The following is a 13,637-nucleotide window of genomic DNA, read 5'->3' as shown; positions in this document are numbered from 1 at the left end:
AGAAATTCGGTGGAGCGGTAGTTCAGTTGGTTAGAATACCTGCCTGTCACGCAGGGGGTCGCGGGTTCGAGTCCCGTCCGTTCCGCCACTTATTAAGAGCCCTGAGCATTTGCTCAGGGCTTTTTCTTTGCCTGTAACTTTATTATTGCTGAATTCGCAAAAATCCTCTGCATTGTTCGCTCTTTTTCTATAAAGAGCAGAAGGTCATAATCCCCTCAGTTAACGAACATTGTGATTAAAAAGAGGAATTCTATGACAATCCCTGCATTTGGTTTAGGTACTTTCCGCCTGAAAGACGACGTGGTTATCGCTTCTGTTAAAACGGCGCTTGATCTGGGCTACCGTGCTGTCGACACTGCACAAATATATGATAATGAAGCGGCTGTTGGTCAGGCGATTGCCGAAAGTGGCGTACCGCGTAATGAGTTGTACATCACAACTAAGATCTGGATTGAAAATCTTGGCAAAGATAAGCTGATCCCAAGCCTGAAAGAGAGCCTGAAAAAACTGCGCACAGATTATGTTGATCTGACGCTGATCCACTGGCCATCACCAAGTGATGCCGTCTCTGTTGAAGAGTTTATGCAAGCATTGCTCGAAGCTAAAGAGCAAGGGCTGACTCGTGAAATTGGTATCTCTAACTTCACTATCCCATTGATGGAAAAAGCTATTGCTGCTGTGGGTGCAGAGAATATTGCGACTAACCAGATTGAGTTATCTCCATATCTGCAAAGCCGTAAGGTTGTTGACTGGGCGAAAGAGCACGGTATCCACATCACCTCATACATGACGCTGGCTTACGGTAAGGCGCTGAAAGATGAAGTGATTGCTGGCATTGCGGCTAAACATAACGCGACGCCGGCCCAGGTGATTCTGGCATGGGCGATGGGGGAAGGTTACTCTGTGATCCCTTCTTCTACCAAGCGTGAAAACCTGGCAAGCAACCTGCTGGCGCTGGAACTGCACCTTGATGCGGAAGACAAAGCGGCAATCGCTGCTCTGGATTGCAACGACCGCCTGGTTAGCCCGGAAGGTCTGGCGCCTGAGTGGGATTAATTGCCTGACCCCTCTGGGCCTTTAACCCTCTTTTACAGCTCCTTCGGGAGCTGTTCTTATATATTCACTTAAAAAATCGATGAATGCCCGAATACGAGTACTGACGGCACGATCGCTGTAATACACCGCGCTGAAAGGCATCTCGACTGGCAGTCGTTTATCCGCCATCAATTCGACCAGCTTACCCTGAGCGATCTCCTTATCAATCATATAATCTGAAAGACAAGCAATACCGTTGCCGTTCAGGCAAAGCTGCTTCAGCGTTTCGCCACTGTTCGAAGACAGGCCGCACTCAACCTCATGTAATTGTCCGTCACTACAGGCAATGGGCCATGTATTGAGCGAAATGGGTTCAGAAAACCCCAGACACAGATGCTGCTTTAACTCTTCAGCAGTCTCTGGCTTACCGAAGCGGGCAATATAGTCAGGTGAAGCAATAATCTTGCGGTAGCTGGTAAAGAGTGGACGTGCGCGCAGACTTGAGTCAGTCAAGGCACCGGCACGTATCGCAACATCCACTTTTCGTTCAATAAGATTGATAAATGTCTCTGAGGAAACCAGCGACAACGTCATCTCGGGATAGCGCTCACGGAAAGGTTTGATCAGGGGCATCAGGAAATGCAACATCACCGGTGTTGCCGCATCGATACGTAGCAGACCGCGCGGAGTATTACGCGACTCGATGATTTCCATTTCTGCAGCTGCCATTTCCTGCAGTACCTGCTGCACACGTCTGAAGTAACGCTCTCCTTCTTCGGTCAGGCTTAGCTGTCGGGTTGTGCGATTCAGCAAACTGACGCCCAGTTTCATCTCCAGCTTTTTTACTGCCCGACTGACCGCGGAATTGGCTTGTCCAAGCTGTTCTGCCGCCCGGCTAAAGCTACCGCTTTCAACTACGGCTACAAAAATCGCAAGTTCATCGGATGTCGCTTTCATTTTTGCACCTGAAGCAAAATTATATTGAGATTTTGAATATTTTTGTCATTAAAACATCCCGGCATACTACGTGTCATCTGATTATTGATGATATGGAGCTATTTATGCCTCTCGCTTTATTTGCACTCACAATAAGTGCCTTCGCTATTGGCACGACTGAATTTGTGATTGTCGGCCTGGTGCCGACCATTGCTGAACAACTGGCGATCTCTTTACCTTCTGCCGGGATGCTGGTTTCAATCTATGCGCTGGGTGTCGCGATCGGGGCGCCAGTATTGACTGCCCTGACCGGACGTCTGCCACGTAAGCAACTGTTGGTTGCGCTGATGGTTCTGTTTACGGCGGGGAATTTGCTGGCATGGCAGGCACCCGGGTATATGACACTCATTGTCGCCCGCCTGCTGACAGGCCTGGCACACGGCGTATTCTTCTCGATTGGTTCTACCATCGCGACAAGCCTGGTGCCAAAAGAGAAAGCCGCTTCCGCCATCGCCATTATGTTTGGCGGCTTAACGGTGGCGCTGGTGACGGGCGTGCCGTTGGGTACGTTTATCGGTCAGCACTTTGGCTGGCGCGAGACTTTCCTTGCTGTATCTCTGTTGGGTGTGATTGCACTGATTAGCAGCCAACTGCTGATCCCGGCCAACATTCCGGGTCGGGAGGCCGCCAGCATTCGTGATCAGGTAAAGGTTTTAACCCATCCGCGCCTGTTGCTTATCTACGCGGTTACGGCACTGGGTTACGGTGGTGTCTTCACTGCATTCACCTTCCTGGCTCCTATGATGCAGGACCTGGCTGGCTTTTCGCCGGCAGCGGTAAGCTGGATCTTACTGGGCTATGGCGTATCGGTCGCTATCGGTAATATCTGGGGAGGTAAGCTGGCGGATAAACATGGTGCTGTCCCGGCGCTGAAATTTATCTTCGCCGCGCTGTTTGTTCTGCTGATGGTTTTCCAACTGACGGCCTCCACGCAGTACGCCGCGCTGGCTACCATTTTGGTGATGGGGATCTTTGCCTTTGGTAACGTACCGGGGTTGCAGGTTTACGTGGTACAGAAAGCGGAACAATTTACCCCAAATGCGGTGGATGTGGCATCAGGTCTGAATATTGCTGCGTTTAATATTGGCATTGCGCTTGGCTCTGTAATTGGCGGACAAACGGTAGAGCATTATGGTTTAGCACAGACTCCGTGGATTGGCGCGCTGATTGTTCTGGTCGCTTTTTTACTGATGAGTATCAGCGGTCGCCTGGATAAACCGGCGCGGGTAGTATTGGGATAATTCATTGATGTAAGTACCCACTTACAAAACAAACTGTAATTGTTCGTTGAAAGTGAGTGCTAAAGTCCCTATAACAGAAGAACCAGTCCGGCTGCGGGCTGGTTGACGTTACAGAGGTTTGAAAGTCTAAAGTGCGAAAAAACACCTATGCCATGCGCTATGTTGCCGGACAGCCCGTTGAGCGGATTTTACCGCCTGGGTCATTTGCGCATATCGGCCAGGCATTACCTGCAGGCGTGCCGTTAAGCAGTGAAGATCGCATTCGCGTGCTGGTGTGGAATATTTTTAAGCAACAACGGGCAGAATGGCAGTCGGTGCTGAAGAATTTTGGCAAAGACGCGCATCTGGTGTTATTGCAGGAAGCGCAAACCACGCCAGAACTGGTGCAGTTTGCGACCGCTAACTATCTTGCTGCCGATCAGGTTCCGGCCTTTGTGCTGCCTCAGCATCCCTCTGGCGTCATGACGCTTTCCTCCGCCCACCCCGTTTACTGCTGCCCATTGCGCGAGCGTGAGCCGATTTTACGGCTGGCGAAATCGGCGCTGGTGACGGTGTACCCATTGCCTGACACTCGGCTATTAATGGTGGTGAATATCCACGCGGTTAACTTTAGCCTTGGCGTTGATGTCTATAGCAAGCAGTTACTTCCGATTGGCGATCAGATTGCTCATCACAGCGGTCCGGTGATCATGGCCGGCGATTTTAATGCCTGGAGCCGTCGACGGATGAATGCGCTGTACCGCTTTGCGCGTGAAATGTCACTGCGCCAGGTACGCTTTACTGACGATCAGCGCCGCCGCGCGTTTGGTCGTCCTCTCGATTTTGTGTTCTATCGCGGTCTGAACGTGAGTGAAGCCTCTGTGCTGGTCACCCGCGCATCTGACCACAACCCGCTACTCGTTGAATTCAGTCCCGGCAAACCTGAACAATAACGGTGTGTCAGGTCTGCCGTAGGGCAGGCCTGTGATGGTTGCCCTTCATATTTCACAACAACCGAAGGACAACACAATGACAACACGCTCCCACCATGACAACGTCGAAAAGCAGTTTGGCTCTCAGGCTAATGCCTATTTAACCAGCACCGTACATGCTACGGGTCGTGATTTACAACGACTGGCGGAAAGGCTGTCTGCTTTTCCACAGGCACGGGTACTGGATATGGGATGTGGAGCGGGGCACGCCAGCTTTGTGGCTGCGCAACACGTACAACAGGTTGTGGCTTATGATTTATCGTCTCAAATGCTTGAGGTGGTCGCAGAGGCTGCAAAAGAGAAGGGCCTGGATAATATCACCACGCGACAGGGATACGCAGAGAGCCTGCCGTTCAGCGATTGCGCTTTTGATGTGGTGATTAGCCGCTATTCCGCGCATCACTGGCATGATGTCGGGCGCGCGCTGAGGGAAGTGAACCGCGTTCTGAAGCCCGGCGGTGTGCTGATTGTGATGGATGTGATGTCGCCAGGCCATCCTGTACGTGATATCTGGTTGCAAACTGTCGAGGCGTTACGTGATACCTCGCACGTTCGCAACTATTCCAGCGGAGAGTGGTTGTCGTTAATCAATGATGCCAATCTGATTGCCGATACGTTGTTAAGTGACCGTCTGCCGCTGGAGTTCAGTTCGTGGGTGGCGCGGATGCGCACGCCTGCAGCGTTGAGCGGTGCGATTCGTGTTTACCAACAGAGTGCTTCTGTTGAAGTGAAAACCTACTTTGCGTTGCAGGAAGATGGCTCGTTTACCAGCGACACGATCATGGTTGAGGCGCATAAAGCGGGATAAATAAAAAAGGCACTGGGGGGAAGCCAGTGCCTTCATTTCTACAATGCTATCAGGAGTCCGGCATGCCGTTGTTTTTCACAAACAACGTGAGCTGATCGCCTGGCTGCAGATTGTCCGTATCGTTGTTCCAGCGCATCACATCCTTGATGTTAACCCCGTGGCGTTTGGCAATGCTCGACAGCGAGTCGCCTTTACGCACACGATAGGTGATGCTATCGCTGTTATTAGCCAACCGCTGCGCGCTGGTACCCGCACCTACGGTCAGGCTTTGGCCCACTTTCAGCGATGATCCACGCAGATTATTCCACTGCTGCAGATCCTTCGTGCTCACGCCAAGACGTGCAGCGACGCCGGAAAGCGTATCGCCAGAGCGAACTTTGTAGCTACGGCTGTTCAGCGGCGTGTTATCCGCAACCAGCGTTGACTGTACGGCTGCAATTTCGCCGGAAGCCAAAGACTCACGCAGCTTCTCTGCATGCTTCTTTGGTACCATCACGTATTGCGGACCGCTGGCACCCAACGTGGAGCCTTTCACACCTGCATTGAAGGTCTTCAGCTTGCTGACGGAAATACCCGCCATATCGGCAACCTGAGCCATCTCAACCGGGCTACTCAGGCGAACACGTGCCAACGCGCGGCTTTCATCTGTTGTTGGCAGACGTACGCCATAGCGTTTGCTGTTTTTGAGTATATCGCTCAATGCCAGCATTTTGGGCACGTATAGCTTCGTTTCCTGAGGCAATGGCAACGACCAGAAGTCAGTGGGTTTACCACGAGCTTTGTTCGTTTTGATTGCCTTCATGACACGACCTTCACCGCTATTATACGCGGCAACAGTCAGCAGCCAGTCGCCATCAAACATCTTGTTCAGACGCTGCATCATGTCCAGCGCGGCAGTGGTGGAAGCCACAATGTCGCGACGTGCATCATAATTGCGGGTCTGTTTTAAACCATAATTGCGCCCCGTGCTCGGAATGATCTGCCAAATACCTGCGGCATTGGCGCCAGACGTTGCGTGAGGATCAAAAGCGCTCTCCACTATGGGTAGTAGTACCAGTTCCATAGGCATGTTACGTTTCTTAACTTGCCCGGCTATCCAGTACATATACGGCTCTGCCCGTAAAGTTACATCGTGGAGATAGCTCTTATTGCGTAAATACTTCTGTTTTTGTTCGCGAATCCGGTTGTTTTCCGGAATTCCCATCTTTAGCTCGTCACCAATGAAAGCCCACAAATCCTGATCAGCAGCGATAGATGTTCCATCGTCCATCCATCGCGCCTGACTTGTAAACTTTCCTGCTTCCCCTTGACCAGCTGCAGAAAGGCTCTGTGCGTGCTGTTGGACGTTACCAGTATTCTGGCACCCAACAAGCAGGACAGAGGCGAGTAATATCGCTTTTGCCTTCATGTGTGTGTCAATAGTTGCTTAAAAGACGACCGATCATAACGGCGAAGTTTTCAAAAGGCAACCCGGAATTGTCAGAACGTATCTTTCTTTGACCTTAACCAGGCAAAACGCTCTTCAGGTTGTTGCAATATTGTTTCTTTGTTTATTTCGTTAATTAAATCAATATCTTCTGTTCTTAAAAAAAGATTATTTCGTCGCTCATTTTTCAGAATTACGGGTAGCGTCATTTGTTTTTTTACCCGTAACTCATTAACTTTACGATAATAATCATTAATAAACGAATCGTGCGGCAGAATGCTTAAGGCGAACTTCATGTTTGCTAATGTGTACTCATGGGCGCAGCAGATCAATGTATCATCAGGAAGCGCACTTAATTTATTAAGTGATTGATACATCTGTGAAGCTGTACCTTCAAATAGTCTGCCACAGCCGCCTGAAAAGAGCGTATCGCCACAAAATAGGTAAGGTTGGCTAAAGTAACAGATATGTCCTAAAGTGTGACCCGGCGTGGCAATTACTTTAAATTCATGCCCTAAAACGAGTGCAATATCGCCATCTTTGACTATATGGGTCGTTCCCTTATCTTGCGTTTCAGCCGGTCCGTAAACCACTAATTGTGGGAAATGTTGCAAAAGTTCTTTCACACCGCCGACGTGATCCTGATGGTGATGGGTGAGGAGAATGGCCTCTGGCACCCAGTGATATTCTGCAATGGCTTTCAAAACGGGAGCGGCTTCGCCCGGATCAACAATCAGGCAACGATTTTCATTATTTGTCAGGACCCAGATGTAATTGTCCTGAAATGCGGGAATACTGTTAAGATTCATAAATTACCTCTCAATGCGTAACGGAAGGTTGTGATGAAACCGGCAAGGATCCCTCAAACTGTCGTAGCGCCCATTAGCTGGGATGATTTACCCTGGGGTGAGCACTATCGTGAGGCGCTGGAACATCAGCTTAATCCGTGGTTCGCAAAAATGTACGGTTTTCATCTGCTTAAGATTGGTAATTTAAGCGCAGAAATCGATTCTGAAGCGTGCGCGGTTTCTCATCAGGTAAATGTTTCTTTGCAAGGTTCGCCCATGCAGGTCACAGCCGATCCTTTACACCTTCCTTTTGCCGATAAATCCGTGGATGTTTGCCTGTTGGCGCATACACTACCGTGGTGCGCCGATCCGCATCGCTTATTGCGTGAAGCCGACCGGGTACTGATTGATGATGGCTGGTTAATACTGAGCGGGTTTAACCCGGTTGGCCTGATGGGGTTGCGTAAGCTGGTGCCAGTGCTACGTAAAACACCGCCTTACAACAGCCGGATGTTTACCCTGATGCGCCAGTTGGATTGGCTCTCTTTGCTGAATTTTGAGGTGCTGCACTATAGCCGGTTCCACGTACTGCCCTGGGCGAAGCAGGGCGGTAAAATGTTAAGTGCGCATATTCCGGCACTAGGCTGTTTGCAGTTGGTTGTCGCGCGCAAGCGAACAATTCCGCTTACGCTCAATCCGATGAAACAAAGTAAGAGTAAGGCACGCATCCGCCAGGCCGTTGGGGCCACCCGACAATACCGCAAGCCAGATGCTTAAGACTCTGCCTGATACCCAACATCATCCTGGGTGGGACTCATTGCCGCAGCACGAGCAAGCTCATCGCAGCGTTCGTTTTCCGGATGACCCGCGTGCCCTTTGACCCATTCCCATTTGATTTGGTGCGGCCCCAGCGCGGCATCCAGACGTTTCCACAGATCGACGTTCTTCACCGGTTTTTTATCTGCGGTTTTCCAGCCGCGCTTTTTCCAGTTGTGGATCCACTGCGTAATGCCCTGACGCACATACTGGCTGTCCGTGCTGAGTATCACTTCACACTGTTCTTTCAGGGCTTCCAGCGCAACGATTGCCGCCATCAGCTCCATGCGATTATTGGTAGTGAGGTTGTAGCCTTCGCTAAAGGTTTTTTCGCGCCCGCGATAGCGTAAAATCGCCCCGTAACCACCTGGCCCTGGATTTCCCAGGCATGAACCGTCGGTGAAAATTTCTACCTGTTTAAGCATCTCTGGTAGACTTCCTGTTTTAGCAAATCGAAATCAAACGATAAGTCTGACATAAATGACCGTTATGAGCACTGGAATTACACGACAGGTAGTCCTCGATACCGAAACCACCGGTATGAACCAGATTGGCGCCCACTACGAAGGCCACAAGATCATTGAGATCGGTGCGGTTGAAGTGGTGAACCGCCGCCTGACCGGAAATAACTTCCACGTTTACCTGAAGCCGGATCGGCTGGTGGACCCGGAAGCGTTTGGCGTACACGGAATCGCCGATGAATTCCTGCTTGATAAACCCACGTTCGCCGATGTTGCCGATGAGTTTCTCGACTATATCCGTGGCGCGGAGCTGGTTATCCATAACGCATCGTTTGATATCGGCTTTATGGATTACGAATTCGCGAAACTCCATCGCGATATCCCGAAGACGAACACCTTCTGTAAAGTGACCGATAGCCTGGCGTTGGCGAGGAAAATGTTTCCTGGCAAGCGTAATAGCCTTGATGCGTTATGCTCGCGCTATGAGATAGACAACAGCAAGCGTACCCTGCACGGCGCATTGCTCGATGCCCAGATTCTGGCCGACGTTTATCTGATGATGACCGGTGGGCAGACCACCATGGCGTTCTCAATGGAAGGTGACAGTCAGCAGCAGAATGATACGGGGATCCAGCGCATTGTGCGTCAGTCCAGTAAATTACGCGTTGTTTTCGCCACTGATGAAGAGCTGGCAGCCCATGAGTCACGCCTTGACCTGGTACAGAAGAAGGGCGGAAGTTGCCTCTGGCGGGCCTAGTTCTGGTATTTACAGTACAGAAATGGTCATTCGGGTGATTTTTGCAGCAAACGATTAAAAAACGTGAGAAAAAGCGTTGACGAGGCGCGAGGCAATCCGTAATATTCGCTTCGTTCCCAAGCGGAACACAACGCGGAGTGGTAGTTCAGTTGGTTAGAATACCTGCCTGTCACGCAGGGGGTCGCGGGTTCGAGTCCCGTCCATTCCGCCACTATTCAGAAAGCCTGAATCAGAAATGATTCAGGCTTTCGTCGTTTTTACTGCCCAAAAAATAAAAGCCTGCAACCATATGTTATTGCAGGCCTTGCTGTTACTCGCTCAGCGTCTGTGCGATATCTTTTTGCACCTGCTGGCGCTGTTCTGGGGTCAGCACTTTGTTCAGGTCAAAGTAGTATTTCACGCGGTAATAACGCGCCTGTTGTTCGATGTTGCTGAACGCCGAAAGCTGTTTTTTGACGGCTGCTTCATCCCATTTCCCGGACTTGATGACGTCAATTAGCGCGCCGTCTTTAACGTCTTTCACTGAAATCTGACCGACATTGGTTTCAAGCTGCTGGTGCAGTTTTTTAATCTGCGCCACCTGGTCGTTGGTCAACTTAAGGTGTTGAACGACCGGATCCTGGGCCGGAGCCGGAACATTAGATGTGGTTGCTGCAAGCGTGCTAAAAGAAGCGCCAGCCACGGTAACTGCCAGCAAAGTCATGCGTACGAAGTTTTTCATTATTGAAATCCTGATAAGGGAATTATCGACATTGTCTGCCACTCGCTGGTGACGAGTGATTATCCCTTGCAGAATACGTTGCCCGATGCATGTCGCCACGCGAATTTGTTTTGCGGTTGGTTACGGAGTGAAACAATCCCGCCGTGGATACATGGTCCGTGGCGGGAGGGAAGGCGAACTCTACAGGATGAAAGCGTCAGCATCCTGCCAGGCGGGAAACTTCTCGCGATACTCGCGCAGCGCCGAGAGTGACAACTCAGCGTCAATACGTGTGGCCTGATGCGGCTCGGCGGTGGCAATAATCTCACCCTGCGGATTAATCACCCGGCTGTCACCGCGATAATGATGGCCGTTACCATCGGTTCCCACACGGTTACATCCTGCTACATACGCCTGATTTTCAATTGCCCGTGCGGTGAGCAGAATCTGCCAGTGCAGCGAGCGCGGTGCGGGCCAGTTAGCCACATACAAGGCGAGGTCGTAGTCGTTGCGGTTACGCGACCACACCGGAAAACGCAAGTCATAACAGACTAACGGCAGAATGCGCCAACCACGCCATTCAAAGATGATGCGCTCTTCACCTGCCTGATAATGCTGATGCTCATCCGCCATGCGGAACAGATGGCGTTTGTCATAGAGATGCACGGTGCCTTCGGGTTCAACCAGCAAAAAACGATTCACCGGCCCCCGTTCAGACTGTATCGCCGCGCTACCTGCTATCAGGGCATTCGTCTGCTGCGCTTTGCTACGCATCCAGCTTACAACTTCCTCTTGCGGCAACGATTTGTTTGCCGCTTCCATCGCAAATCCGCTGGTAAACATCTCGGGCAACACAATAACGTCACGCCCGGTGACGGTTTCCAGTTGGCGGTCGAAATGGCGCAGGTTGGCCGGGCCATCCATCCAGATCAGCGGTTGTTGCAGCAGCGTAATTTTTAAACCTGGCACGATCGAGGCTCCTCGTTGAACAGCATTTTGACACTGTAGCATGAGCCTTAACGAAAATGTGGCAATAAAAAGCCCCGCATTGAGCGGGGCTGAACGTTGTGCGTTAGCGTTATGCTGCTTCGACCTTACGCACCTTCTCTGGCAACTTTACCGGCTGAGTCGCCAGCGCCTCGGGTTCAAAGTCATCCACGTTGATGCTGCGCAGACGACTCGCCTCGGCTTTCACCAGAATTGCGGCTTCGTCTTTATCAATCAGCCCTTTGGCCAGCGCATTGTGCGCCAGTTCATCCAGGCGGGTAAACGGCAGGTTTTTACCCAGCTCTTTGCAGATCCGCTGGTGGATAGGGTCGGCTGCAATCACATCCAGCAGCGCCTCTTCCAGTAAGCCAACCGGGTTGTGTTCGCTTGGCGTCAGGTACTGACCGCGACCAAGACGAGAACGGGTGGCGCTCGGAACCTGCAAAATCTTCGCGACTTTATGATCCAGCTTGTCAGACGGTGCATGGTAGTGGCGACCGGTAGGGAAGATAACCACATTCAGCAAGCCTGCGACCAGACGGTTCGGGAAGTTTTTCAGCAGATCGTCCATCGCCTGTTCCGCTTTGTACAACGCATCCTGAACGCCCCAGTGGACCAGCGGCAGGTCTGCTTCATTACGGCCTTCATCGTCATAACGCTTCAGCACCGCGGAGGCCAGATACAGCTGACTTAACACATCGCCCAGACGCGCGGAGATACGTTCACGGCGCTTCAGGCTACCGCCCAGTACGGCCATGGACACATCCGAAAGCAGTGCCAGGTTGGCGCTCAGACGGTTCAGGTGCTGGTAGTAACGTTTGGTCGCATCGCCGGTTGGCGTGCTGCTGGTTAAACCACGCGTCAGGCCAAGCCAGAAGCTACGCACTTTGTTACTGCCGACGTGACCAATGTGTTTGAACAGCAGTTTGTCGAAGGCATTCACATCGTTACTCTGCGCCGCCGCCATCTCTTCGAGAACATACGGATGGCAGCGAATCGCACCCTGACCGAAGATCATCATGCTACGGGTCAGAATGTTGGCACCTTCAACGGTAATGGCGATTGGCGCGCCTTGATAAGCACGGGCGAGGAAGTTGCTTTCGCCAAGCATAATGCCTTTACCGCCAGTGATATCCATTGCATCGATGATTGACTGCTGCCCACGGTGAGTACAGTGATACTTCACGATGGCCGACAGCACCGCCGGTTTTTCACCCAGCATAATACCGTAAGTTATCAGCGACGCCGCAGCGTCCATCACGTAGGCGTTACCCGCAATACGTGCCAACGGCTCTTCAATACCTTCCATCTTACCAATAGAGATTTTGAACTGGCGACGAATGTGCGCATACGCACCGGTGGCCATTGCGACCGATTTCACACCGCCCGTCGAGTTAGACGGCAGGGTAATACCGCGTCCTACGGACAGGCATTCCACCAGCATGCGCCAGCCCTGACCGGCCATTTTTGGGCCGCCGATAATGTAATCAATTGGAACAAAGACATCTTTGCCCAGCGTCGGGCCGTTCTGGAACGGCACGTTCAGCGGGAAGTGACGACGTCCAATTTGTACGCCTGGCGTTGAGGTTGGGATCAGCGCACAGGTAATGCCAAGATCTTCTTCGCCACCCAGCAGTTTTTCCGGGTCGGAGAGTTTAAATGCCAGACCCAGCACGGTAGCGATAGGCGCCAGCGTGATATAGCGTTTGTTCCAGGTCAGGCGCATCCCCAACACCTGCTGCCCCTGCCAGTCGCCCATACAAACCACACCGGTATCAGGGATCGCGCCTGCATCGGAACCCGCTTCCGGACTGGTCAGGGCAAAGCATGGGATCTCCTGACCACGTGCCAGACGCGGCAGGTAATGGTTCTTCTGCTCTTCGGTGCCGTAATGCTGCAGCAGTTCGCCTGGGCCTAATGAGTTAGGTACGCCAACGGTGATCGCCAGGATACCGGAAACGCCGGAGAGTTTCTGCAGAACGCGAGCCTGAGCATAGGCGGAGAATTCCAGCCCGCCGTATTCTTTCTTAATGATCATTGCGAAGAAGCGGTGTTCTTTCAGATACGCCCACAGCTCCGGCGGTAGATCCGCGAGTTCGTGGGTTATCTGGAAGTCGTTCGCCATGCGGCAGGCTTCTTCCACCGGGCCATCAATAAACGCTTGTTCTTCAGCAGTCAGATGCGGCTGAGGATAGTTATGCAGTTTTTTCCAGTCTGGCTTGCCCTGGAACAGGTCGCCTTCCCACCAGGTCGTACCGGCATCAATCGCTTCTTTCTCGGTGCGTGACATCGGCGGCATGACTTTACGGAAACCGCGGAACACCGGCGCAGAGATCATGGATTTGCGCATCGGCGTAAAGTTAAACGGTACGAGGATAATGGCCAGAGGAACCAGCAGCCAGACTGACCACAGGCCAGCCACGCCAAGCGCGGCCGTCCAGGCGAGCAAAATTAAGCTGCTGAGGAATAAGCTCACGCGGTGATAAAACAGAACGCTGAGCAGAACAACCGTAGCGATAATACTCAAAATCATCATAACGAAAAGCTCCCTTGCTTGTAGGAGGTCTGACCACTTGTGATGATATGGTTGTAGTGGATGTGAATTCTTTTAGCAATGTGTTTACAAAATAATTACAACAAAGCTCACATTG

The 13,637-nt window shown here is 51.7% G+C and carries 12 protein-coding genes, 2 tRNA genes and 1 pseudogene; 8 read left to right on the top strand and 7 right to left on the bottom strand.

What is annotated here, in order from left to right; translation table 11 throughout:
• The first annotated feature begins 11 nt into the window (after window positions 1–11).
• A tRNA-Asp gene (locus SK32_RS11735) sits at window positions 12–88 on the top strand.
• 164 nt (window positions 89–252) lie between these two features.
• A complete protein-coding gene (gene dkgB, locus SK32_RS11730) occupies window positions 253–1,056 on the top strand; it encodes a 2,5-didehydrogluconate reductase DkgB (protein WP_048212547.1) in 804 nt (267 codons plus the stop codon).
• 21 nt (window positions 1,057–1,077) lie between these two features.
• Here the strand turns inward: dkgB and yafC are convergent, their stop codons facing one another.
• Window positions 1,078–1,992: a DNA-binding transcriptional regulator YafC gene (gene yafC, locus SK32_RS11725; RefSeq protein ID WP_048212546.1), complete on the bottom strand. Its 915-nt coding sequence runs from the start codon at window positions 1,990–1,992 to the stop codon at window positions 1,078–1,080.
• A gap of 104 nt (window positions 1,993–2,096) precedes the next feature.
• Here yafC and SK32_RS11720 point away from each other — a divergent pair, with 104 nt between their 5' ends.
• The 3 genes from SK32_RS11720 (at window position 2,097) to SK32_RS11710 (ending at window position 5,051) form a co-directional block, all read left to right on the top strand.
• Window positions 2,097–3,272 (top strand): MFS transporter, encoded by a 1,176-nt coding sequence (locus tag SK32_RS11720; protein ID WP_048212628.1) that lies wholly within the window; start codon window positions 2,097–2,099, stop codon window positions 3,270–3,272.
• Window positions 3,273–3,403: 131 nt separating this feature from the next.
• Entirely contained in the window at window positions 3,404–4,204 is an 801-nt protein-coding gene (locus SK32_RS11715) for an endonuclease/exonuclease/phosphatase family protein (protein WP_048212545.1), read from the top strand.
• 76 nt (window positions 4,205–4,280) lie between these two features.
• The gene (locus tag SK32_RS11710; RefSeq protein ID WP_048212544.1) at window positions 4,281–5,051 is read left to right on the top strand and encodes a class I SAM-dependent methyltransferase; all 771 of its coding nucleotides are present in this window, start codon (window positions 4,281–4,283) and stop codon (window positions 5,049–5,051) included.
• A gap of 49 nt (window positions 5,052–5,100) precedes the next feature.
• Here SK32_RS11710 and mltD read toward each other — a convergent pair whose 3' ends face one another.
• Entirely contained in the window at window positions 5,101–6,459 is a 1,359-nt protein-coding gene (gene mltD, locus SK32_RS11705; protein ID WP_048212543.1) for a murein transglycosylase D, read from the bottom strand.
• Window positions 6,460–6,530: 71 nt separating this feature from the next.
• Entirely contained in the window at window positions 6,531–7,286 is a 756-nt protein-coding gene (gloB, locus tag SK32_RS11700) for a hydroxyacylglutathione hydrolase (protein ID WP_048212542.1), read from the bottom strand.
• Between the two features lie 33 nt (window positions 7,287–7,319).
• Between gloB and SK32_RS11695 the strand changes: the two genes are divergently transcribed.
• Entirely contained in the window at window positions 7,320–8,042 is a 723-nt protein-coding gene (locus SK32_RS11695) for a class I SAM-dependent methyltransferase (RefSeq protein ID WP_048212541.1), read from the top strand.
• Here the strand turns inward: SK32_RS11695 and rnhA are convergent.
• Window positions 8,039–8,617, bottom strand: a pseudogene (gene rnhA, locus SK32_RS11690) (ribonuclease HI). The gene SK32_RS11695 and the pseudogene rnhA overlap by 4 nt on opposite strands.
• Between rnhA and dnaQ the strand changes: the two are divergent.
• Both dnaQ and SK32_RS11680 read left to right on the top strand, forming a co-directional pair.
• A complete protein-coding gene (gene dnaQ, locus SK32_RS11685; protein ID WP_075551413.1) occupies window positions 8,571–9,299 on the top strand; it encodes a DNA polymerase III subunit epsilon in 729 nt (242 codons plus the stop codon). The pseudogene rnhA and the gene dnaQ sit on opposite strands and share 47 nt — an antisense overlap.
• A gap of 134 nt (window positions 9,300–9,433) precedes the next feature.
• A tRNA-Asp gene (locus SK32_RS11680) sits at window positions 9,434–9,510 on the top strand.
• 99 nt (window positions 9,511–9,609) lie between these two features.
• Here SK32_RS11680 and SK32_RS11675 read toward each other — a convergent pair.
• The 3 genes from SK32_RS11675 to fadE all read right to left on the bottom strand — a co-directional run bounded on the left by SK32_RS11675 (window position 9,610) and on the right by fadE (window position 13,522).
• A complete protein-coding gene (locus SK32_RS11675) occupies window positions 9,610–10,020 on the bottom strand; it encodes a Spy/CpxP family protein refolding chaperone (RefSeq protein WP_048212538.1) in 411 nt (136 codons plus the stop codon).
• A gap of 180 nt (window positions 10,021–10,200) precedes the next feature.
• Window positions 10,201–10,968 (bottom strand): amidohydrolase, encoded by a 768-nt coding sequence (locus SK32_RS11670; protein ID WP_048212537.1) that lies wholly within the window; start codon window positions 10,966–10,968, stop codon window positions 10,201–10,203.
• A 109-nt stretch (window positions 10,969–11,077) separates the two neighbouring features.
• Entirely contained in the window at window positions 11,078–13,522 is a 2,445-nt protein-coding gene (fadE, locus tag SK32_RS11665) for an acyl-CoA dehydrogenase FadE (protein WP_048212536.1), read from the bottom strand.
• Window positions 13,523–13,637 lie beyond the last annotated feature (115 nt).

Source organism: Citrobacter sp. MGH100 (genome assembly GCF_001034465.1).
GTDB classification, from domain to species: Bacteria; Pseudomonadota; Gammaproteobacteria; order Enterobacterales; family Enterobacteriaceae; genus Citrobacter; species Citrobacter youngae.
Note: the sequence above shows the minus strand (reverse complement) of the source record. Positions and strands in the feature narration are given on the sequence as shown.

What these genes read in the sequence shown, in the direction of transcription:
- mltD (WP_048212543.1), bottom strand. Translation starts at nt 6,459, where the DNA reads ATGAAGGCAAAAGCGATATTACTCGCCTCTGTCCTGCTTGTTGGGTGC.
- SK32_RS11675 (WP_048212538.1), bottom strand. Translation starts at nt 10,020, where the DNA reads ATGAAAAACTTCGTACGCATGACTTTGCTGGCAGTTACCGTGGCTGGC.
- dnaQ (WP_075551413.1), top strand. Translation starts at nt 8,571, where the DNA reads ATGAGCACTGGAATTACACGACAGGTAGTCCTCGATACCGAAACCACC.
- SK32_RS11720 (WP_048212628.1), top strand. Translation starts at nt 2,097, where the DNA reads ATGCCTCTCGCTTTATTTGCACTCACAATAAGTGCCTTCGCTATTGGC.
- SK32_RS11695 (WP_048212541.1), top strand. Translation starts at nt 7,320, where the DNA reads ATGAAACCGGCAAGGATCCCTCAAACTGTCGTAGCGCCCATTAGCTGG.
- yafC (WP_048212546.1), bottom strand. Translation starts at nt 1,992, where the DNA reads ATGAAAGCGACATCCGATGAACTTGCGATTTTTGTAGCCGTAGTTGAA.
- SK32_RS11710 (WP_048212544.1), top strand. Translation starts at nt 4,281, where the DNA reads ATGACAACACGCTCCCACCATGACAACGTCGAAAAGCAGTTTGGCTCT.
- dkgB (WP_048212547.1), top strand. Translation starts at nt 253, where the DNA reads ATGACAATCCCTGCATTTGGTTTAGGTACTTTCCGCCTGAAAGACGAC.
- gloB (WP_048212542.1), bottom strand. Translation starts at nt 7,286, where the DNA reads ATGAATCTTAACAGTATTCCCGCATTTCAGGACAATTACATCTGGGTC.
- fadE (WP_048212536.1), bottom strand. Translation starts at nt 13,522, where the DNA reads ATGATGATTTTGAGTATTATCGCTACGGTTGTTCTGCTCAGCGTTCTG.